Origin of the sequence: Buttiauxella cochleicola (genome assembly GCF_021282405.1) — a bacterium.
GTDB lineage: Bacteria > Pseudomonadota > Gammaproteobacteria > Enterobacterales > Enterobacteriaceae > Buttiauxella > Buttiauxella massiliensis.
In genome coordinates this window covers 1-21923 of sequence record NZ_JAJSOU010000009.1, presented here as the reverse complement: position 1 = coordinate 21923, position 21923 = coordinate 1, and the positions used below count along the sequence as shown (strand labels likewise).

Here is a 21923-nt window from a genome sequence, read left to right as displayed (position 1 = left end):
AAAATTATAACCGAGACAAATGTTAGACCTATCCAGTATTCAGGAATCAGATAGAACCAAAGGAAAGCGGCGGCAATGATTGTCAGCGGGAATAATATAACCTCAAGAAATAGCGCGATTATGCTTTTAAACATCGTAGCTCTCTCGAATGAAGTCGCTAAGTTCATCAAGAGTTTCAAACGATCTCGACATTAACTTTTTAATCATTGCTGAAATAACAGGCTCAGCAAAGTAATAAAGCATTTCAAGTTTTGCCTGATAGAGCACCCAATAATACTCTGGATACATGGCTTTCAGATGACGTGCAGCGAGAGCGCTTTTTTGTTGTAGCCCGTAGAACTGGAGTGCAAAAACCGTTTTGGGTATTTGCAAGGAAAGCCTTTCGGCGACAACCTTTGACATAAAGCCCGATTGTGAGATGGCTAAGGACGCGGCCTGTGAGAAGGCAGTCCGTGTAACCTTGGCGGCAGGTATTGAAGCTGCCACCCCTGCGATGTTCCTGATTATCCTACGCGCGGAGCCTTCACTATTACCTTCTTCAACGTCCTTACAGACTAGCTGGAAATAGAGAAACAGCATGTGAGCAATGACATCACGGTATCTAAATATAGATTCAATAGAATATATAGTTCTAATTTCTTCTGCTTTTAACTCCTGACAAACATCATTGTATTGTGGAATAAAACATGATGAATACCAGCTTGCTCTCTCAATCCCTGAATATATATCAGACGCGACACCCCGCGCCGTGTGCATGACGCCACCAATAGCATTTTGTGTACTCAGTGCTAAATGGCGGTCACTTGCATATTTCATCCGTAAATAATCAGATGCAGTCATACTGATTTATCTCCTGTTAGTGGTGTTATAAGACTACCCCCTATCAGGAATATGGACAATCTGGGCTATTGTTTTCAGATATTTTATGGAACAAAAATCCCCATGCATGGATAAAACTGTTCACTAATTAGATTTGGAGATACAAAAAGTATCTCCATTATTAGATGAAGCCCTAAAATTCTGGGTCTCATCTATTCTCCCGTTATTATAAAATGCTTAAACGGGTATTATGCGCGCCAGGACTTATAACGGTTAATTAAACCGTTCGTAGAACTGTCATGAGTGCTGATTTCAGCCGCATCACCCAGCTCTGGCAGAATACGGTTAGCCAGTTGCTTACCTAATTCCACGCCCCACTGATCGAAGGTGAAGATGTTAAGAATTGCACCCTGAGTGAAGATCTTGTGCTCATACAGCGCAATCAGTGCACCCAGGCTGAACGGAGTGATTTCACGCAGCAGGATGGAGTTGGTTGGACGGTTACCTTCGAACACTTTGAACGGCACAACGTGATCCAGTGTTTTAGGATCCAGACCCTGAGCTGCATATTCCTGCTCAACCACTTCGCGAGCTTTACCAAATGCCAGTGCTTCTGTCTGAGCAAAGAAGTTAGACAGCAGTTTTGGATGGTGGTCAGAAAGCGGGTTGTGGCTGGTCGCTGGTGCGATGAAGTCACAAGGAACCATTTTGGTGCCCTGGTGAATCAGCTGGTAGAACGCGTGCTGGCCGTTAGTGCCAGGCTCGCCCCAGATAATTGGGCCAGTCTGGTAATCCACAGCATTGCCGTTACGGTCAACATACTTACCGTTGGATTCCATGTTGCCCTGCTGGAAGTAAGCCGCAAAACGGTGCATGTACTGGTCGTATGGCAGAATTGCTTCGGTTTCAGCGCCGAAGAAATTGTTGTACCAGATACCGATCAGCGCCAGCAGCACTGGCAGGTTCTGTTCTGCCGGGGTGTTAGCAAAATGCTGGTCCATCGCGTGTGCGCCAGACAGCAGTTCTACGAAGTTTTCGTAACCCACAGACAGGATGATGGACAAGCCAATTGCGGACCACAGGGAATAACGGCCGCCGACCCAATCCCAGAACTCAAACATGTTGGCGGTGTCGATACCGAACTCGCCGACGGCTTTCGCGTTGGTAGACAGCGCTGCGAAGTGTTTCGCGACGTGTTTGTTATCACCAGCAGTTGCCAGGAACCAGTCGCGCGCGCTGTGGGCGTTGGTCATGGTTTCTTGTGTGGTGAAGGTTTTAGAAGCAACCAGGAACAGCGTGGTTTCCGGGTCAACGCTCTTCAGCACTTCGGCAATGTGAGTGCCATCAACGTTAGATACAAAGTGCATATTGAGATGGTTTTTGTACGGACGCAGTGCTTCGGTCACCATGAATGGGCCGAGGTCTGAACCGCCAATACCGATGTTCACAATGTCAGTAATCGCTTTGCCGGTGTAGCCTTTCCAGTTACCGCTGATGATGCTCTCAGAGAAGGTTTTCATCTTCTCAAGCACAGCGTTCACCTCTGGCATTACATCTTTGCCATCAACAATGATTGGCGTGTTGCTGCGGTTACGCAATGCAACGTGCAGCACGGCGCGATCTTCAGTGCGGTTAATCTTCTCGCCAGAGAACATGGATTTAATTGCGCCTTGCAAATCCGTCTCTTTTGCCAACGCTTGCAGCTTGGTCAGGGTTTCTTCGGTGATGCGGTTTTTGGAGTAATCCACCAGCATTAAATCGTCGAAAGTGGCGGAGAATTTACCAAAGCGGTCAGCATCCTGAGCAAACAGCTCAGCGATTGTGACGTCTTTCATTTCGTCAAAATGCGCCTGTAAAGCCTGCCATGCAGCGGTCTGCGTTGGGTTGATATTTTTCATAGCGTTACCCTTTTGATTTGAGAACTGTGACTGCGGTCAATTGTATATCCACAAAACAGGATTTGTGATGATTTTTCTACCATTGCACCGGGAATACCGTTTCAGATTATGTGGCCGCGAAAAAGTTGCCGGGTGGGACTCAGCCCTCGGTGACCCCGTCTACACTGAGAAAAACAGTATGGCTTCGTAAACCAGGTAAGGTAAAAATTTTATGGAACTGTCCGTACCTCTTTTGTTGGTGGTTATCACGATCAGTTCGCTGGTAGCGCAATGGCTGGCGTGGGCAATTCGGCTTCCGGCCATCCTGCCTTTGCTGTTATTCGGTTTGATTCTTGGCCCGTTTACTCACGTGCTCAACCCTGATCAATTGTTTGGCGAACTGCTGTTTCCTATTGTCTCCTTGTCGGTCGCCATTATTTTGTTCGAGGGTGCCCTGACACTGCGTTTTGATGAGATTCGTGGATTAGGCGGTGTGGTGCGCAATCTTGTGAGCATCGGAATGCTGGCGACCTTTGCGGTGATCAGCCTCGCCTGTTGGGGGCTACTGGGCTTAGACCCTGCGTTAGCCGCACTGGTGGGCGCCGTTACGGTTGTTACCGGCCCGACAGTTATCGCACCGCTAATGCGCGTGGTGCGTCCCAATGCCGCGATTAATCAGGTGCTGCGTTGGGAAGGGATTGTTATCGACCCGGTCGGTGCGATCTTCACATTATTAGTTTTCGAATTTATTACGCTGCGCCAGGAAGCGGGCTCGAACCTGCACCTGGTGATTATCTTCGCGCAAACAGTGGTGGTCGGGTTAGCCTGCGGCGGGCTATTTGGTTGGTTACTGGGTACGGCTTTAAAACGCGTCTGGTTTCCGAGTTATCTACAAAACTTTGCGGTACTGGCGGTGGTCCTGCTGACCTTTGGGCTATCAAACACGCTAGCCGATGAGTCAGGTTTATTGGCCGTTACGGTACTGGGCATCTGGCTTGCGAATATGCGTGATGTGGATGTCAGCGATATCGTCGCCTTCAAAGAAGAACTCTCCGCAATTCTTATCTCAGCACTATTTATTATTCTGGCAGCACGCCTCGATATTCATGGCGTGCTGGCGATGGGTTGGCCGCTGGTTGCTTTGCTGCTGGTGATTCAGTTTGTCGCCCGCCCATTATGTATTGCAATTTCTACCCTCGGTTCGTCGTTAACCCTGCGCGAAAAGCTGCTGTTAAGTTGGATTTCTCCGCGCGGCATTGTCGCGGCGGCAGTGAGTTCGTTATTCGCGCTGACGCTACAAAAAAGCGGTTACGAGGGCGCGGATAAACTGGTGAGCGTGGTGTTCGCCATTATTATTGGCACCGTAGTTTTGCAAAGCCTGACCAGTGGACCGCTTGCCAGGTGGTTAGGTGTACAACAACGTAAACCACGTGGTGTGCTGATTATTGGGGCGAATACTGTCGCACGAACGCTCGCCCACGCGCTGGTGAAACAAAATATACCTGTCATTCTCACCGACAATAGCTGGGAATATTACCGCCTGGCACGCATGGAAGGGTTACCGGCCTATTACGGCAATGCCTGGTCGGAACATGCGGAAAACTTTCTCGATTTAAGCAATACCGCCCAGGTGCTGGCACTTTCTCCAAACCGCCATCAAAACGCGCTGGCGGTGTATCACTTCAGCCATATTTTTGGCAACGATAAGGTTTTCGCTATTCGTTCCGGTTCCGCTTTGAAAGGACGAGGCAGCAACGAAAGCGCACGCTTTCGCCGCCATGAGAAACTTTTTCCTGAAGATGTCACCTGGAGTAGTTTGAGCAGTCTGTTAGCCAAAGGGGCGACCATAAAAGCGACACGTCTGAATGAAAATTTTGGCTGGATGGAATATCTGGAGAAAAATCGCGGAGTTGTGCCACTTTTTGCTCGTCTGGAAGAAGGAAAAACTGTTGCGATAAACGGTAAAACGACGCCAACACTGCCCTGCACGTTGATTGCACTGGTCCAGACAGATAAATCTCCGGCTTCCAGGCGTTGACATCTGGCGCATAAAATTTTATTTCTATACGGCTACTTGCTCACTTGTGAGTAAGCCAGAAGAGGCGCGCCGCCCAGGTATCGTGTTTGAGGAGCCAATCCGCAGACGACACAGGAGGGGGAGCGGCGCCGAGGTAGTGTGCGTATGGCAGCGTGCATTATCGGCCACGGGGGCTGAATCCCTTGGGCTGTCACCAGGAGCACTAGTGCTTCATATTCCCCAATTTCGCAAAGGAATTGGGGAAACAAGGTGGGGCGCTTCTGGGTGAATCGTAGTTCAAGTTTACTTTTCTACGTCCTCCCCCTATCCCGCTCTTCCCTTGTGCCAAGGCTGATTAATTTTTTTGCCATTCCCATGGCTGTTTCTTTGACACGAGGCTGTACCGTAATGTCCTATCCACAAACCGTTATTGCCAAATTTGGCGGCACAAGCGTAGCTGATTACGACGCAATGAACCGCAGCGCCGACGTGGTGCTGGCTGATGAAAAAGTTCGCGTTGTTGTTCTTTCAGCATCTGCGGGTATCACCAATTTGCTGGTTGCGTTGGCAAGCGGCCTGGAAGCAACAGAGCGTTTTGTTAAGCTCGATGCGATTCGCAAAATTCAATATGACATTGTTGAGCGCCTGGCAAATCCGCAAATCATCCGCGAAGAAGTTGAGCGCCTGCTTGAAAACATCACCACACTCGCTGAAGCGGCATCCCTTGCTACTTCAACCGCGTTAACTGATGAGTTGGTTAGCCACGGTGAATTGATGTCTACGCTGCTGTTCGTGGAGATCCTACGCGAACGCAAAGTCGATGCCCAATGGTTCGATATCCGCAAAATCATGCGCACCAATGACCGCTTTGGCCGTGCTGAACCAGATGTCGCTACATTAGCAGAACTGGCAAACCAACAGCTTCAGCCACGCCTGGCTCAATCTCTGGTCATCACTCAAGGTTTTATTGGTAGTGAAGCGAAAGGCCGCACCACCACGCTTGGACGTGGCGGCAGCGACTATACAGCGGCTTTGTTGGGTGAAGCACTGCATGCCAGCCGCGTTGATATCTGGACTGACGTGCCGGGGATTTACACCACCGACCCACGTGTAGTGCCAGCCGCAAAACGCATCGACAAAATTGCTTTTGAAGAAGCAGCTGAAATGGCAACATTCGGCGCAAAAGTACTGCATCCAGCGACATTAATGCCAGCGGTGCGTAGCGATATTCCGGTGTTTGTCGGCTCCAGCAAAGACCCAAAAGCAGGTGGTACCCTGGTTTGTAACAAAACAGAAAATCCACCTCTGTTCCGTGCTCTGGCATTACGTCGTAAACAAACCCTGGTGACGCTCAATAGCCTGAGCATGCTGCACTCCCATGGTTTCCTGGCGGAAGTGTTCAACATTCTGGCGCAACATAATGTTTCTGTTGATTTGATTACCACTTCAGAAGTTAGCATTGCGCTAACGCTCGATACCACGGGTTCAACTTCCAATAGTGATAGCCCGCTGACCACGTCGCTGCTGACCGAGCTTTCCTCACTGTGCCGCGTAGAAGTGGAAGAAAACCTCGCCCTGATTGCCATCATCGGTAACAAACTTTCCCAAGCCTGCGGCGTGGGCAAAGAGGTGTTTGGCGTTCTCGACCCCTTCAACATTCGCATGATTTGCTATGGCGCATCCAGCTACAACCTGTGCTTCCTGGTGCCTGGCGACGACGCTGAAAAAGTAGTGCAGAAACTTCATCACAATCTGTTTGAATAAAACGAAGTGGTAAACAAATGGCCCGGGAAACCGGGCTTTTTGCTTTTAACCTACAGAAACACTGACTGGCTTGCCGATACGGCTGAGCATGTTAACTAATGCATCAATGGTAAATTTACTGGTTTTCTTGTTCACGACATCCGACACGCGAGGACGAGAAATATGCAACACCGCCGCCACTTCTGCCTGCTTGAGTTGATGCGCCTCGATCCACTGAGCTATCTCTTCCATCAGCTGCTCTTTAATGGCTTTGGCATTCGCAATTTCATTTGTTGAGTCAGAATACAGTTGTTCCGCCTCTTCGGAGGAAAAACCAAGGTCGAGAAAAATGTTCGTTCCCGCAGGCGTTATATGGCGAATACGAGTATCGATTTTTGTAGTCATTCAGGACCCCTTCGGTAGTGGCATACCGCTTTATATCGGGCGCTTGTAACTTCTTTATCGGGCCCGGTCATTTTCTGTGTTTTCTTCTTAAAACAATGTAATACGTATATGGCCTCGTCGAATTTTGCAACATACATGACGCGGAAAATACCGGTATCTTCGCGCAATCTTAGCTCGCATACCCCAGCCCCAAGCTCAGAAATTATCTTCCAGTTTTCGGGAGGTAAATCGTTTTGCACTCTGTGGAGCTGATAACCTGCATCTCTCTTTGCCGTAGCTGGAAACGTAAGAAAGTCTGAATAAGATGTTCCAATCCAAACGATCTCTTTTTCTTGAACGCCAGATTGCCTGACCATTTGACATTCCATTGTATAAAATTTTATACCAAATTCGAGATTAGAAAAACATAATCCTTACCTGCAGATAAGCTGCCTTTTTTAATTCAGGGAGTAAAAGAAGAAGTGTTTAACTACGAATGAGGTTCGCAAAATATCCTGGGGCGGCTGCAAATTGCATGCAGAAAGCTGATTTTTACTGAGCCTGGGAGCAGTTTGCTTTACACTGGAGGCCACTTCTTAAGAGGCCGCAATAATGTCCACATCAAGACTGACACAACAAGACATGACCGAAGCCGAGCAGCGCGAATTGAAAACGCGGCTTGACCGCGCACGCATCGCCCATGGTCGCCCCCTGACAAACTCAGAAATCAACCACGTTAAAAAAACTTATATTGACCAACTGATAGCAGCACGTGAACAGGAGGCCAAAAAAGTCCGCCAGATTAAAAAGCAAAAAGCGGCAAAACCAGATACATCTGCAACTTATTCCTGGTCTGCAAACAGCCATTCACGTGGGAAGCGCTAATTTAGCGCCCCTTCTTCTTGCGCCCTGGCTGAGCAAAACGTTTACGTGAAGCTAGCTCTGCCGGGGTTTTAGCAGCACTCTTCGGCCCGCTAACGACAGGTTTTTTCACCGCAACCGCCTTCGGTTTAGCTTTTGCTTTGGCCGCCGGTTTCGCTTCAGAAGACGAATTCTCAATCAGCTTAAATAATTCAACTAACTCATCGTCAGTCAAATCACGCCACTCACCCAATGGCAGCCCTTTCATGCTGACATTCATGATGCGAGTACGTTCAAGCTTCGTCACGTCATAACCAAAGTGTTCGCACATACGGCGAATCTGGCGGTTGAGCCCTTGCACCAGCGTGATACGAAACACAAAGGGAGCTTCTTTCTTCACTTTGCATTTCTTGGTTACAGTTCCTAGCATCGGAACGCCCGCTCCCATACCGCGAATGAACTCATCGGTGACTGGTTTGTTTACCGTAACGACATATTCTTTTTCGTGGTCATTCCCGGCACGCAGGATTTTATTCACCAGATCGCCATGATTGGTGAGGAAAATCAGACCCTGAGAGTCTTTATCTAAGCGCCCAATCGGGAAAACGCGTTTGCTATGGTTAACGAAATCGACAATGTTGTCTTTCTCACCATCTTCGGTGGTACTTACAATGCCCACCGGCTTATTGAGTGCGATAAGTACCAGGTCGTCTTCGTCACGGGGTTCGATTAATTGACCGTTGACCTTCACCACATCTCCGGCAAATACCTGATCGCCAATCGCGGCGCGTTTGCCGTTAATAAAAACATTTCCCTGTTCGATGTAACGATCGGCGTCGCGGCGGGAGCAGATACCGCTCTCGCTAATGTATTTGTTCAGACGTATAGATGAGTTGGTCAGCATGGTTCCTCCGTAAAACCCGGAATATACATTACATGAAGGGCGATGCGAACAGACTCGGGCAACAAACGCGAAGTTCATTGCCCGCAAAGGGGGTTATTTGGCAGGCATCGCCGCAATTACGGCTAATTGAAAGTGCCTTTTCGATCAGTACTCGTCCCTTTCGTCATCATCAGGCTGTTCAAGTACGCTGTATGCGACCGCACAGAACAGTGAGTTCAGGCGCTTCATATCACCAAGCAAACCGAGGTGTAGTGAGCTGGTTTCAATGCTCTGCACGTTTTGCTGATGCAGGCGGTCAACGTGCGCGTGTGAGAATCGGCGGTTAAGAATACGGAAGCGATGTTTATTACGGCGCAAACGGCGCGCACTGTTCACGTCGGCTGAGAAAAATACCGACAGGCTGAGCTTCAGGTTGCTGGTTAACTGTTGGAGCAGAATATCCAGTTCTTTCAGGCCATCTGGCGAGAATGCCCGACGAGTGGCCAGCGATTTATCCGCGACTTCACTCCCCATGCGCTCAAGAATATCTGCCGCCTGTTCCAGGTTTAGCGACATTTCAATAATCTCTGCCCAGCGGCGGGATTCGACTTCGGCCAGTTCCTCTTTTTGCATTTGCGCCATATACAGTTTGATTGCGGTATAGAGCACATCCACATCATCGGCGAGCTTACGCAGTTCCTTCTCCTGGCGCGGCTCTCCGTGCATCACTTTGCTCCAGGTTTCCAACATTTGCTCCAGCACATCACCCATACGCAAGGTTTCACGCGCTGCGTTGGATAGGCCTAGTGCTGGGGTATCCAGAGCCGTTACATCAAGATGTTTCGGCTTCATACGCGCATCAACTTCAGGAGTCTCACTAATTACGTTACGGCAAAAACGTGCCATTACACCGGCAAATGGCACCATTGCAAGGCAGCGAATCAGGTTGTAGAACACGTGGAAGTAGATAACCAGTTCAGATTCAGGCTGGGAGAGTTTTTGCATCGCATCAGCAAGAATATGTACGAATGGCAGCACAATCACGCCGCCCACCAGCTTGAACAACAAACTGCCGAGTGCAACACGGCGGGCAGCAGCGTTAGCGGTGCTGTTATTGATCATCGCTAACAGGCCAGAGCCGAGGTTGGCACCAATCACCAGACAAAGCGCGACATCAAACGAAATAATTCCCGCGGAAGTCAGCGTGGCGGTCAGCAAAACTGCAGCAAGGCTTGAATAACTGATGATGGCGAACATTGCACCAATCAACGCATCGAGCATGATATCGCCGGTTAACGAGGCGAAAATGACCTGCACGCCGGATGCCTGAGTAATTGGCGTCACCGCAGCAACAATCAACTCCAGCGCCAGCAAAATCAACCCGAGGCCAATGCCCACGCGGCCAAGTTGTCCGGCGCGCGTTTGTTTGCGGCTGAGGAAGAAAATAACGCCAATGAAGATGAGTAGCGGAGAAAGCCACGAAAGATCAAAGGTCAGGATTCGCGCCATCAGCGCGGTACCCACATCCGCGCCCAGCACAATCACCAGCGCAGGGGTAAGCGCCACCAGATCCTGTGCCACAAAAGAGGTGACCAACATTGTGGTGGCGTTGCTGCTTTGCACCAGTGCGGTTACGCCAATACCTGCGCAAAAGGCGAACGGTTTTTTTTCAACACTGCGGCTAAGTACGCTACGGAGATTTGCACCGTAAACGCGCATGATGCCGGTACGCACAATGTGCGTGCCCCATACCAGTAGCGCCACCGCAGAAAGTAGATGCAGTAATGTCAGCACTCATTCTCCCAGTCAATTGACGTTAAGAAATTCCTTCTCTTTCCAGTATATAACGCCTGGCAAGATTTAAACGTTTCGGGATGTAAGAAGGGGAAAAGGAAGGAATTCAGTGATCGACCGTCGGCGTAGCAGCCAGTTTGAACTCGGGCAGCGCACAGCCCCTCACGTACACGTAGTACCTGAGGGGGCGAGTACTGCCCAGGTTCAAAATGGCAAGTAAACCAGGTCGAAGCGGATTAGTCCGCGTCGTAACCGAGGTTAGGCGCTAACCAGCGTTCAACATCGGTGACAGACATCCCTTTACGGCGCGCATAATCTTCCACCTGGTCACGCTGAATCTGCGCCACGGCGTAGTATTTGCTGTCAGGATGGCTGAAGTACCAGCCGGAAACAGACGCACCTGGCCACATGGCGTAGGATTCGGTGAGTTTCATCCCCACCACATTCTCTACATCCAGCAGTTCCCAGATAGTCGCTTTTTCAGTGTGTTCCGGGCAGGCCGGGTAACCCGGTGCCGGGCGAATCCCTTGGTAGTTTTCGCGGATAAGCTCTTCGTTGCTGAGGTTCTCCGTTGGCGCGTAGCCCCAGTAAACCTTGCGCACACGCTCATGCAAATATTCCGCAAAAGCCTCAGCCAGACGGTCGGACAACGCTTTCACCATGATTTTATTGTAATCATCATGCTGCGCTTCGTAGCCTTCTGCTAACGCGTCTTCTTCCATGCCACCGGTGACCGCAAACGCACCGATGTAATCTTCTTTACCACTATGCTTTGGTGCGACAAAGTCAGCCAGACAGTAGTTGGCAAAACCGACTTTCTCGGTCTGTTGGCGCAAATGGTGTGCGACAGTTTGCACATGGGTGCGGGATTCATCACGATAGATTTCGATGTCATCATCCACACGGTTTGCCGGGAACAGGCCGACGACACCACGTGGGGTCAGCAGTTTTTCGTTATGCAGTTTGTCGAGCATGTCGTTGGCATCTTTAAACAGGCGTTTCGCCTCTTCACCCACCACTTCATCCTCGAGGATGCGCGGATATTTCCCGGCCAGCGACCAGGTCATAAAGAACGGCGTCCAGTCGATGTAGTTACGCAGCGTTTCGATGCTTGCCGTGACTTCCTGCACACCAGGGCGATGCGGGACTGGCGGCGTATAGCTTGCCCAATCAAATGCGAGATCGTTTTCACGGGCAGCAGCAAGTGACACTGGCGGCGTGCGTGGTTTTTTACGCGCGTGTTGGGTACGAACAGTGACATATTCTTTGCGCGTGCGTTCCACAAACTCGTCGTGCTGAGTCGGAGAGAGCAGTGCTGCCACGACACCTACGGTACGTGAGGCATTCTGCACATAAACCGTTGGCCCACTGTAATTCTGCTCGATTTTCACCGCCGTGTGCGCTTTGGAAGTTGTCGCACCACCAATCAGCAGCGGCAGCGTAAAGCCCTGGCGCTCCATCTCTTTGGCAACGTTGACCATTTCATCCAGCGACGGGGTAATCAAACCTGACAGACCGATAATATCGGCCCCCACTTCACGAGCGGTTTTCAAAATCTTCTCGGTTGGCACCATTACGCCAAGGTCGATGATTTCGTAGTTGTTACATTGCAGCACCACACCCACGATATTTTTGCCGATGTCATGAACATCGCCTTTCACCGTGGCGAGCACGATTTTACCGTTGGTAGATCCTTTCTCTTTGCTGGCTTCAATGTACGGTTCGAGGTACGCCACCGCCTGTTTCATCACGCGTGCCGATTTCACCACCTGCGGCAGGAACATTTTCCCTTCGCCGAACAGGTCGCCGACCACGTTCATGCCGTCCATCAGCGGGCCTTCAATGACCTGAATCGGGCGTTCAGACTGCTGACGGGCTTCTTCTGTATCGAGTTCAATAAACTCAGTGATACCTTTCACCAGCGAGTATTCAAGACGCTTTTTCACATCCCAGCTACGCCATTCGGCTTGCTGTGCGGCCGCACCGTCGTCACTTTTGCTACCGCGATATTTCTCGGCCAGATCCAGCAAACGTTCGGTGCTGTCGTCGCGACGGTTAAGAATTACGTCTTCTACCGCATCGCGTAATTCTTGGGAGAGATCGTCATATATCGCCAGTTGCCCGGCGTTAACAATCCCCATATCCATGCCGTTGCGAATGGCGTAGTAGAGGAATACCGCGTGGATCGCTTCGCGCACCGGGTCGTTACCACGGAAGGAGAACGACACATTCGATACGCCGCCTGAAATCATCGCATGAGGCAATTCGCGCTTGATGTCGGCACACGCACCGATGAAGTCCTGTGCGTAGTTGTTGTGTTCTTCAATCCCGGTCGCAACTGCAAAGATATTCGGGTCGAAAATAATGTCTTCCGGAGGGAAGCCGACTTCTTCGGTCAGAATTTTGTAGGCGCGGCGGCAAATTTCAATTTTGCGCTCGCGGGTATCCGCCTGGCCGACTTCGTCAAACGCCATGACCACCATCGCGGCACCGTAACGGCGCACCAGTTTGGCGTGATGGATAAACGGCTCAACGCCCTCTTTCATGGAGATGGAGTTAACAATGCCTTTGCCCTGAATACACTTCAGCCCTTTTTCGATGACGTCCCATTTTGAAGAGTCAATCATGATGGGCACGCGGGCAATATCTGGCTCACCGGCAATCAGGTTGAGGAAACGCACCATCGCCGCTTCGGCGTCGAGCATCCCTTCATCCATGTTGATGTCGATGATTTGCGCGCCGCTTTCAACCTGCTGAAGTGCTACTTCCAACGCTTCGTTATATTTTTCTTCTTTGATCAGGCGCTTAAACTTGGCAGAACCGGTGACGTTGGTACGTTCACCCACGTTGACAAACAGGCTATCGGCGCCAATGTTCAGCGGCTCAAGGCCCGCCAGACGGCATGCCACTGGCAGGTCTGGTATTTTACGTGGGGCAACGCCTTCCACGGCTTTGCTCATCGCCGCAATGTGTGCAGGCGTGGTGCCGCAGCAACCGCCGATAATGTTCAGGAAACCGGCCTGTGCCCATTCGCCAATCTGACGCGCCATCTCAAAAGCATCGAGATCATATTCACCGAAGGCATTCGGCAGGCCTGCGTTCGGGTGCGCGGTAACGTAGCAATCAGCGATGCGTGAAAGCTCAGCGACGTACTGGCGCAGTTCGTCAGGTCCCAGCGCACAGTTCAGGCCGAAGGTCAGCGCATCAGCATGGCGTAATGAGTTATAGAAGGCCTCAGTAGTCTGACCGGAAAGGGTACGGCCTGAAGCGTCGGTGATGGTGCCGGAAATCATGATCGGTAGATCAACACCCAGCGCTTCAAATTCGGTTTTAACCGCAAAAATAGCGGCTTTGGCATTCAGGGTATCGAACACCGTCTCAATCATGATGAGGTCAGATCCACCTTCCACCAGCGCACGTGTAGATTCACGGTAGGCTTCCACCAGCAGATCAAAGGTCACATTACGGAATGCCGGATCGTTCACATCAGGTGAAATAGATGCAGTACGGTTAGTTGGGCCTAACACACCTGCCACGTAGCGAGGTTTTTCTGGTGTGCGTGCTGTCCATTCATCAGCACAGGCACGGGCGAGCTTCGCCGCCTCAAAGTTGATTTCTGCCGACAGGGATTCCATTTGGTAATCCGCCATCGCGATGGTTGTTGAGTTGAAGGTGTTGGTTTCGACAATGTCGGCACCCGCTTCAAAATAGGCGTAGTGAATAGCGGCAATGATTTCTGGCTTGCTCAGCACCAACAAGTCGTTGTTCCCTTTCAGGTCACAAGGCCAGTCCGCAAAGCGCTCTCCGCGAAAATCGCTTTCATCAAGACGGTAGCTCTGGATCATGGTTCCCATACCACCATCCAGTACCAAAATGCGTTGTTGCAACTGCTGATGCAGTTTTTCTAATTTATTGCTCACTCTAACTCCCACCTGTTTACCCAAGCCTGTCAGCCCACAAGGCATACTGTCATAACTTGTAATAGTCGCAAAGCAATGGAACATGAGACATGTTCACCTGACTGATCCGATGAGTCCAATGCTGGTTGCATTATCGCCAAATAAAACGAAAATGATTTCCACGATACGAAAACAGGAGTCAGTTATGGTTGCTGCCGTTCCCGCTAAACGTGGAAAAAAACCGCGCGCTGCCACTGTGGCCGCACCACAACCCACCGGACAGGTTCAGTCGCTTACTCGCGGCCTGAAATTGCTTGAATGGATTGCTGAATCACACGGTAGTGTTGCCCTTACCGAGCTGGCACAACAGGCTGGTTTACCTAACTCCACGACTCATCGTCTACTGACCACCATGCAACAACTTGGCTTTGTGCGCCAGATCGGCGATCTCGGACACTGGACGATTGGCGCGCATGCGTTTGTGGTGGGTAGTAGCTTCCTGCAAAGTCGTAATCTGTTGGCCATTGTTCACCCGATGCTGCGTAAGCTGATGGAAGACTCCGGCGAAACGGTGAATCTTGCGGTGCTCGACCATAGCGATCATCAGGCGATTATTATCGACCAAGTGCAATGCGCCCAGCTTATGCGGATGTCAGCCCCAATCGGCGGCAAATTACCCATGCATGCATCGGGTGCAGGAAAGGTGTTTCTCGCGAATTTGAGTGACGACCAGGTCGCAACTCTGCTGCATCGTAAAGGGTTGCATAGCTATACCCCTGCCACACTGACCTCCCCACTGCATCTGAAAGAAGATTTGGCGCAAACGCGTAAGCGTGGATATTCATTTGATGATGAAGAACATGCGCTGGGGCTGCGTTGCGTGGCGGCGTGTATCTATGACGAACATCATGAAGCCTTTGCGGCGATTTCCATCTCCGGCCCAATATCACGCGTGACAGATGACCGCGTTACCGAGTTGGGCGCGTTAGTAATTAAAGCGGCGAAAGAGATTACTCAGGCATACGGCGGCGGGCGCTAACCCGCCTGCTTTAAATCGCCAAAACGAAGAATAAATCTTTGGCGTTTACGATAAGCAAAGACATCTTCTACGTGGCCATTGCGGATACGTTCCTGCAACGCACGCCAATAATCAGCTCGGAACAAGTCGCTGTGCATTTCATCGAATATCTGGCGAATACGCGGGGCAGCGCATAAGTAGTGACGAAACTCTTCCGGGAACACGTCGCCCAGTGCCACGCTGTACCACGGCTCGGCAGAGAGTTCGTCCTCAGGGTAACGCGGCGGCGGTACGTTGCGAAAATTCACTTCGGTCATATAGCAAATTTCATCGTAATCGTAGAACACCACGCGCCCGTGCCGGGTTACGCCAAAGTTTTTAAACAGCATGTCGCCTGGGAAGATATTGGCGGCGGCAAGTTGGCGGATGGCGTTACCGTATTCTTCCACTGCGTCGCGTAATTGCTGCCCTTCCACCTGCTCAAGCCATAAATTTAGCGGCACCATTCGGCGTTCAATATAAAGATGGCTGATGGCGATCCGGTCACCGAGGTCGGTCAGTTTTTCAGGCACTTCCTGCTGTAATAACGCCATCAATGGCTGGCTAATCTGATGTTTAGACAGCACAAAATTCTCAAACTCCTGGGTATCGGCCATACGCCCGACACGATCGTGCTCTTTGACCAGCTGATAGCATTCGCGCACACGTTCAGCAGTGACCTCTTTTTGCGGCGCGAACTTGTCTTTAATCACTTTGAATACCCGGTCAAAGCCAGGCAACGTAAACACCAGCATCACCATGCCACGAATACCTGGCGCTTCAATAAACTGCTCATCAGTGGCAGAGATATATGTCAGATATTCGCGGTAGCTTTCGGTTTTACCGTGTTTCTGGCAGCCAATTGCCATATACAGTTCGGCAGTCGTTTTACCTGGCAACAACTCACGCAACCACTCCACCAGAGCCGCAGGTTGTGGCGCATAAACCATAAAATAGGAACGGGCGAAACCGAAGACAATGCTTGCTTCGGCGGCGCTGGTTAAACAAGTATCAACGACCAGATAGCCGTCATCAGTGCGATGAATTGGCAATAAAAACGGTACCTTACCGTTCGGCAAGACCAACTTACCCACAAGCCAGGCGGCTTTATTGCGATAAAACAACTCATTGGCGACTTCAAGGGAAGCATGCTGCAAAGCCTCAGAGCCAAAGGTTTCGGTCAGATGCGCGATGATGTAACCCGCGTCTCGCGCCAAATCTTGCCACGGCAAACGCAAAGGCAAATCTCTTAGCAAGGAACGCAAAAGTGGCTGCCACCCTAAAGCCGGAGTAAAGGACTTTGATAGCGGACGAGGGATCTCACGAAAGCGCTTTTCTTCCTGAGAACTAAAGATAAAAAGCCGCTCGGGAGATAACGAGCGGTGATCGAACAGTCGACAATAAACAGAATTGAAAAAGCTTTCGGCAATTTCAAAACGAGGGTAATCGGGTAACAATTGTGTGTACTGCGCTTTGACACGCAGTAAAAACTCGTCGTCAGTATTGTGACTGCCAGTGATGCAACGCAGTTGCTCCACCACCAGGCCAACGTGGTGATCGTAGAGATGGATACGGCTTTTCATAGCCTGCTGAACTGCATGCCAGTCTGCTTGCTCAAAACGCTGCTGGGCTCCCGCGGTCACTTCAAGAAAGCGGCCATACTGTGCGTCAAAACCTTGCAGGATGGTGTGGGCAATTAACAGTTCCAGCCGTCGCGTCATAGGTTACCTCACAGCATAAAAACGGCGGATGACGCGCTGCTTATCCGCCCTACGAAAACTTAGAACTGATCTTCTTCCGTTGAACCGGTTAACGCTGTAACCGAAGAAGCGCCACCCTGGATAATCGTCGTCACGTTGTCGAAATAACCGGTGCCCACTTCCTGCTGATGGGAAACGAAGGTGTAGCCTTCAGGTGCTGCGGCAAATTCTGGCTGCTGCACTTTTTCCACGTAATGGCGCATCCCTTCACCCTGTGCATAAGCGTGTGCCAGGTCGAACATGTTGAACCACATGCTGTGAATGCCCGCCAGTGTAATAAATTGGTATTTGTAGCCCATTGCTGACAGCTCCTCCTGGAACGAAGCGATGGTTTTGTCGTCGAGGTTTTTCTTCCAGTTAAACGATGGCGAGCAGTTATAGGCCAGCAATTTGCCAGGGAAGCGTGCATGAATAGCTTCAGCAAAGCGGCGAGCCTGTTCAAGGTCTGGTTTGGAGGTTTCACACCACACCAAATCGGCGTATGGCGCGTAAGCCAGCCCACGACTGATTGCCTGCTCAATACCTGCATGGGTGCGGTAGAAACCCTCTTGCGTGCGCTCGCCGGTAATGAATTCGCGGTCGTATTCGTCGCAATCAGAGGTAATCAAATCTGCCGCATCAGCGTCAGTACGAGCGATAACCAGTGTTGGGACACCCATTACGTCAGCCGCAAGACGTGCCGCAACCAGTTTCTGAATCGCTTCTTGAGTAGGAACCAATACCTTGCCGCCCATATGGCCGCATTTCTTAACCGATGCGAGCTGATCTTCAAAGTGAACGGCTGCCGCACCGGCCTGAATCATCGACTTCATCAGCTCAAAAGCATTCAGTACGCCGCCAAACCCAGCTTCAGCATCGGCCACGATCGGCAGGTAGTAATCGACATACCGCGGATCACCTTCTTCAATGTTCGATGCCCACTGGATCTGATCGGCGCGACGGAACGTGTTGTTGATCCGATCAACCACCGCAGGTACTGAGTTTGCTGGATACAGCGATTGATCCGGGTACATGCTGGATGCAAGGTTGGCATCCGCCGCCACCTGCCAGCCAGAAAGATAGATAGCTTCGATACCTGCTTTCGCCTGTTGCAAAGCCTGCCCACCAGTTAATGCACCGAGGCTATTGATGTAACCCTTTTTCGATTCGCCATGCAGCAGACGCCACATTCTCGCTGCGCCATTTTGCGCCAGGGTACATTCCGGGTTTACCGAACCGCGCAGTTTAACGACTTCTTCTGCAGTGTACGGACGTTTGATGCCTTCCCAGCGTGGTTGCGTCCAATCTTGTTGTAATTGTTGGATTTGTTGGTTGCGTGAGGTTTTAGTCATGGCAGATGCTCCATATTATTATTGAGTAAAATTAAGCAAGCAGGCGGTAGCCCGGCAGCGTCAGGAAGTCGATAAGCGTATCGGAAGTGGTGATCTGCTCCATCAGGCGGGCCGCTTCATCAAAGCGCCCCTGGCTGAAACGCTTGTCACCCAACTCTTCTTGAATAACGAACATCTCCTCGGCAAGCATTTGGCGGAACAGTGCCTTAGTGACCGTCTCACCGTTACTCAACGTTTTTTGATGGTGAATCCACTGCCAGATAGAAGTTCGTGAAATTTCCGCAGTCGCGGCATCTTCCATCAGACCGTAGATCGGCACGCAACCATTGCCTGAGATCCACGCTTCTATGTACTGCACAGCAACACGAATGTTGGCGCGCATACCTGCTTCGGTGCGTTCACCAGGACATGCTTCCAGCAGTTGTGCCGCAGTAATTGGCGCATCTTCTTCACGCAGAACATGCAGCTGGTTTTTGTCTTCCCCCAGCGCTTTGCTAAAGACCTCCATCACAGTGTCGGCAAGACCCGGATGCGCAATCCATGTGCCGTCATGGCCGTTGGTCGCTTCCATCTGCTTATCCGCTTTGACTTTGTTGAGTACCCACTCATTGCGTTGGCTGTCTTTACTTGGAATGAATGCCGCCATACCGCCCATAGCGAAAGCACCGCGACGATGACAAGTTTTGATAAGCAGACGGGAGTAAGCGTTCAGGAAAGGCTTATCCATCGTGACGGACTGGCGATCGGGAAGAATGCGGTCCGGATGATTTTTCAACGTCTTGATGTAACTGAAAATGTAATCCCAGCGGCCGCAGTTCAACCCAACGATATGATCGCGCAGCGCATGCAGGATCTCATCCATCTGGAATACCGCCGGCAACGTTTCGATCAGCAATGTTGCTTTGATAGTGCCGCGCGGTAGAGAGAAATGATCCTCAGTAAAGCTGAAGACTTCGCTCCACCAGGCCGCTTCCTGCCAGGATTGGGTTTTTGGCAGATAGAAATATGGGCCGCTTCCTTTAGCCAGTAGAGAATCTACGTTGTGGAAGAAGTAGAGTGCGAAGTCAAACAGGCTACCAGGGATAGGTTCATCGCGCCAGGTGACATGTTTTTCCGGTAAGTGCAGGCCACGAACACGGCACACCAGTACCGCCGGATCAGGCTTCAACTGATAAATTTTACCTGCTTCGTTTGTCCAGCTAATGGTGCCGTTTATTGCATCACGCAGGTTGATTTGGCCATCGATAACTTTGTTCCAGCTTGGTGCCAGTGAGTCTTCAAAGTCGGCCATGAACACTTTGACGTTAGCATTTAAAGCGTTGATCACCATCTTGCGTTCAACCGGACCGGTGATCTCGACACGTCTGTCGAGTAAATCGGCTGGGATGCCACGAATAGTCCATTCAGATTCACGAATGGAACTGGTTTCCGAAATAAAATCCGGAAGCTTTCCAGCATCAATTTCCGCTTGCTGTACGGTGCGTGCCGCCAGCAGCTTATTACGCTGCGGTGTAAAGCGGGTGACGAGTTCACTGAGAAACTCTACTGCATCAGGCGTCAGTATCTGTCGCTCTGGTTCACCAAACGGTTGGCTAAAGGCCAACTCTGCGCTAACTGTCTGTTGTGTCATTGGATCTCTCCCCTCATTTCATCCCGTCAATAACGCCAATTCTATCTGGTACGTCCAGTGTCTGGTTTTCACTCAACAGAGTTAAGACTACTTCATGATTTTCTAAAATCAAAAACTATTTCCATTTTTGATTTTAAAATCATTTATCACATTGATATTTATGAATTTAAAAATTAGTCATTGAGGGAAGTGGTTTTTAGAAAACAAAAAAGGCACCTAAAGGTGCCTTGATCGTAGAGGTGAAGGGGTGCTGAAACGCTTAATCGAGCGTTGGGTTCATATGACGCAGATCGAACGGTGTGATCTGATAAACGTAGTAGTTCAGCCAGTTTGTGAACAGTAAATTTCCGTGACTACGCCAGGTTGCATGTGGCTTCTTCTGCGGGTCATTACCCGGGAAATAGTTATAAGGCACATCGGGATTCAGACCTGCTTCTACGTCGCGGAAATACTCACCAGAAAGCGTGTGCGAATCATATTCTGGATGGCCAGTCACAAATGCAATGCGCTTGTCTTTACTGCCAAAAAGATAAGCATCCCCTTCTTCTGACTCGGCCAGAACTTCGAGATCGGTGTAGTCACGAATCAACGATGCAGGGAAATCGGCGTAACGCGAGTGTGGTGCCAGGAAAGTGTCATCAAAGCCGCGAGTTAACAGTGCGTGTGGGTAAGTGAGGTTATGCTCATATACGCCAGACAATTTCTCTTTACGCGTTTGCTTAGGAATACCATAGAGAATATTAAGTGCCGCCTGTACAGCCCAACAGACAAATAGCGTTGAGGTGACGTGATCTTTAGCCCAATGAATTACTTGTTCGATCTGCGGCCAGTAAGCCACATCGTTAAACTCAACCAGACCCAATGGCGCACCGGTAACGATAAGCCCATCAAAATTTTCATCCTGAATATCGTCGAAATTACAGTAGAAGTTATTGAGGTGCTCAGTTGGTGTATTACGGGATTCACGCGAATCAATGCGCAACAGCTGAACGTCAACCTGTAGAGGAGAGTTAGAAAGCAGACGTAAAAACTGGTTCTCCGTCTCAATCTTTTTTGGCATCAGATTAAGTATGAGTACCTTTAGCGGACGGATCTCCTGATTGCTTGCGCGCGATGTAGTCATAACAAAGACATTCTCATCCCGCAGGAAATTGACAGCTGGTAACTCATCCTGCACCCGAATCGGCATAACCTTATATCCTCACAACATACGTTTAAACGTTTAGACATCCAGATAGCTGAAGATAACTCGCCGACTGTCAAATGTCGAGTATTCATAAGATAGTTGAAAATGTTTCACTTAAGCACAGATTTTATAGGCAGGGGAATAGACTGGTTAATGGCCGGTGTTGCAGTAGATTATATGGATGGGGTTGGCTTGCTGAGAGGGGAATATGAAGGGTGATTGCATAAATCGCAGACAGCAAAAAGCCCTGAACATCAGTACAGGGCTTGTATTCGTATCATCCTGATACTCACCCCTGCGGGGCCGTCGCAAGCGACGTGCAACATTGCTCCCGACAATGTTGTCCACTTAGCAAGCACAAAAAAGCCCCATGCTTTCGCATGAGGCTTGTTTGTTTATTTGGAGCCTGGCAGTTCCCTACTCTCGCATGGGGAGACCCCACACTACCATCGGCGCTACGGCGTTTCACTTCTGAGTTCGGCATGGGGTCAGGTGGGACCACCGCGCTAGTGCCGCCAGGCATATTCTGTTTCATCAACCGTCATGCTTTCACATAACCATCGACTTAAAATCTCGGTTCAAGCTGAAAATCAATATCGTAGTCTCTCAACCAAAACACCTTCGGTGTTGTAAGGTTAAGCCTCACGGATCATTAGTACTGGTTAGCTCAACGTATCGCTAC

15 protein-coding genes, 1 rRNA gene and 1 riboswitch are annotated in these 21923 nt (G+C 50.3%); of the genes, 4 read left to right on the top strand and 12 right to left on the bottom strand.

Going from position 1 to position 21923, the window contains the following annotated elements; translation table 11 throughout:
* Positions 1-126: 126 nt before the first annotated feature.
* Positions 127-840, bottom strand: a complete 714-nt coding sequence (locus LVQ79_RS13380) for a hypothetical protein (protein WP_232865338.1) — start codon at positions 838-840, stop codon at positions 127-129.
* Between the two features lie 227 nt (positions 841-1067).
* The gene (gene pgi / locus LVQ79_RS13375) at positions 1068-2717 is read right to left on the bottom strand and encodes a glucose-6-phosphate isomerase (protein WP_232865337.1); all 1650 of its coding nucleotides are present in this window, start codon (positions 2715-2717) and stop codon (positions 1068-1070) included.
* Positions 2718-2928: 211 nt separating this feature from the next.
* Between pgi and LVQ79_RS13370 the strand changes: the two genes are divergently transcribed.
* Together LVQ79_RS13370 and lysC are read left to right on the top strand one after the other, a co-directional pair.
* Positions 2929-4734: a cation:proton antiporter gene (locus LVQ79_RS13370; RefSeq protein ID WP_232865336.1), complete on the top strand. Its 1806-nt coding sequence runs from the start codon at positions 2929-2931 to the stop codon at positions 4732-4734.
* A 51-nt stretch (positions 4735-4785) separates the two neighbouring features.
* Positions 4786-5002: riboswitch (Lysine riboswitch) on the top strand.
* A 119-nt stretch (positions 5003-5121) separates the two neighbouring features.
* Complete coding sequence (gene lysC, locus LVQ79_RS13365; protein WP_232865335.1) at positions 5122-6477, top strand: lysine-sensitive aspartokinase 3; 1356 nt, start codon at positions 5122-5124, stop codon at positions 6475-6477.
* Between the two features lie 45 nt (positions 6478-6522).
* Here lysC and LVQ79_RS13360 read toward each other — a convergent pair whose 3' ends face one another.
* Together LVQ79_RS13360 and LVQ79_RS13355 are read right to left on the bottom strand one after the other, a co-directional pair.
* Positions 6523-6861, bottom strand: a complete 339-nt coding sequence (locus LVQ79_RS13360; protein ID WP_232865334.1) for a helix-turn-helix domain-containing protein — start codon at positions 6859-6861, stop codon at positions 6523-6525.
* The gene (locus tag LVQ79_RS13355) at positions 6858-7217 is read right to left on the bottom strand and encodes a type II toxin-antitoxin system RelE/ParE family toxin (protein WP_232865333.1); all 360 of its coding nucleotides are present in this window, start codon (positions 7215-7217) and stop codon (positions 6858-6860) included. Before LVQ79_RS13355 ends, LVQ79_RS13360 begins: the two co-directional genes overlap by 4 nt.
* Before the next feature lie 235 nt (positions 7218-7452).
* On the opposite strand from LVQ79_RS13355, the gene LVQ79_RS13350 reads away from it, so the two are divergent.
* Positions 7453-7725 (top strand): YjbD family protein, encoded by a 273-nt coding sequence (locus LVQ79_RS13350; RefSeq protein ID WP_064515331.1) that lies wholly within the window; start codon positions 7453-7455, stop codon positions 7723-7725.
* Position 7726: 1 nt separating this feature from the next.
* On the opposite strand, the gene rluF is transcribed toward LVQ79_RS13350, so the two are convergent.
* From rluF to metH, 3 genes are all read right to left on the bottom strand, one after another.
* Positions 7727-8605: a 23S rRNA pseudouridine(2604) synthase RluF gene (rluF, locus tag LVQ79_RS13345; protein ID WP_064515328.1), complete on the bottom strand. Its 879-nt coding sequence runs from the start codon at positions 8603-8605 to the stop codon at positions 7727-7729.
* 144 nt (positions 8606-8749) lie between these two features.
* Positions 8750-10378 (bottom strand): Na/Pi cotransporter family protein, encoded by a 1629-nt coding sequence (locus LVQ79_RS13340; protein ID WP_151994241.1) that lies wholly within the window; start codon positions 10376-10378, stop codon positions 8750-8752.
* A 236-nt stretch (positions 10379-10614) separates the two neighbouring features.
* A complete protein-coding gene (gene metH, locus LVQ79_RS13335; protein ID WP_232865332.1) occupies positions 10615-14298 on the bottom strand; it encodes a methionine synthase in 3684 nt (1227 codons plus the stop codon).
* A 184-nt stretch (positions 14299-14482) separates the two neighbouring features.
* On the opposite strand from metH, the gene iclR reads away from it, so the two are divergent.
* Positions 14483-15316 carry a glyoxylate bypass operon transcriptional repressor IclR gene (gene iclR / locus LVQ79_RS13330; protein ID WP_151994243.1) on the top strand — a complete coding sequence of 278 codons (834 nt, stop codon included), beginning with the start codon at positions 14483-14485 and terminating at the stop codon, positions 15314-15316.
* Here iclR and aceK read toward each other — a convergent pair.
* The 5 genes from aceK to rrf all read right to left on the bottom strand — a co-directional run bounded on the left by aceK (position 15313) and on the right by rrf (position 21761).
* Entirely contained in the window at positions 15313-17055 is a 1743-nt protein-coding gene (gene aceK / locus LVQ79_RS13325; protein ID WP_232865331.1) for a bifunctional isocitrate dehydrogenase kinase/phosphatase, read from the bottom strand. The two genes, iclR and aceK, sit on opposite strands and share 4 nt — an antisense overlap.
* A 59-nt stretch (positions 17056-17114) precedes the next feature.
* A complete protein-coding gene (gene aceA, locus LVQ79_RS13320; protein ID WP_232865330.1) occupies positions 17115-18425 on the bottom strand; it encodes an isocitrate lyase in 1311 nt (436 codons plus the stop codon).
* 31 nt (positions 18426-18456) lie between these two features.
* Positions 18457-20055, bottom strand: a complete 1599-nt coding sequence (gene aceB / locus LVQ79_RS13315; RefSeq protein ID WP_232865329.1) for a malate synthase A — start codon at positions 20053-20055, stop codon at positions 18457-18459.
* A gap of 259 nt (positions 20056-20314) precedes the next feature.
* Positions 20315-21244 (bottom strand): homoserine O-acetyltransferase MetA, encoded by a 930-nt coding sequence (gene metA, locus LVQ79_RS13310; protein WP_034457009.1) that lies wholly within the window; start codon positions 21242-21244, stop codon positions 20315-20317.
* A gap of 401 nt (positions 21245-21645) precedes the next feature.
* Positions 21646-21761, bottom strand: a 5S ribosomal RNA gene (gene rrf / locus LVQ79_RS13305).
* Positions 21762-21923: the final 162 nt, after the last annotated feature.

Excerpts from the sequence above, each read along its gene's own strand:
- aceK (WP_232865331.1), bottom strand. The coding sequence starts at position 17,055 with ATGACGCGACGGCTGGAACTGTTAATTGCCCACACCATCCTGCAAGGT.
- LVQ79_RS13370 (WP_232865336.1), top strand. The coding sequence starts at position 2,929 with ATGGAACTGTCCGTACCTCTTTTGTTGGTGGTTATCACGATCAGTTCG.
- pgi (WP_232865337.1), bottom strand. The coding sequence starts at position 2,717 with ATGAAAAATATCAACCCAACGCAGACCGCTGCATGGCAGGCTTTACAG.
- metA (WP_034457009.1), bottom strand. The coding sequence starts at position 21,244 with ATGCCGATTCGGGTGCAGGATGAGTTACCAGCTGTCAATTTCCTGCGG.
- lysC (WP_232865335.1), top strand. The coding sequence starts at position 5,122 with ATGTCCTATCCACAAACCGTTATTGCCAAATTTGGCGGCACAAGCGTA.
- LVQ79_RS13360 (WP_232865334.1), bottom strand. The coding sequence starts at position 6,861 with ATGACTACAAAAATCGATACTCGTATTCGCCATATAACGCCTGCGGGA.
- aceB (WP_232865329.1), bottom strand. The coding sequence starts at position 20,055 with ATGACACAACAGACAGTTAGCGCAGAGTTGGCCTTTAGCCAACCGTTT.
- iclR (WP_151994243.1), top strand. The coding sequence starts at position 14,483 with ATGGTTGCTGCCGTTCCCGCTAAACGTGGAAAAAAACCGCGCGCTGCC.
- LVQ79_RS13355 (WP_232865333.1), bottom strand. The coding sequence starts at position 7,217 with ATGGTCAGGCAATCTGGCGTTCAAGAAAAAGAGATCGTTTGGATTGGA.
- aceA (WP_232865330.1), bottom strand. The coding sequence starts at position 18,425 with ATGACTAAAACCTCACGCAACCAACAAATCCAACAATTACAACAAGAT.
- LVQ79_RS13350 (WP_064515331.1), top strand. The coding sequence starts at position 7,453 with ATGTCCACATCAAGACTGACACAACAAGACATGACCGAAGCCGAGCAG.
- rluF (WP_064515328.1), bottom strand. The coding sequence starts at position 8,605 with ATGCTGACCAACTCATCTATACGTCTGAACAAATACATTAGCGAGAGC.
- LVQ79_RS13380 (WP_232865338.1), bottom strand. The coding sequence starts at position 840 with ATGACTGCATCTGATTATTTACGGATGAAATATGCAAGTGACCGCCAT.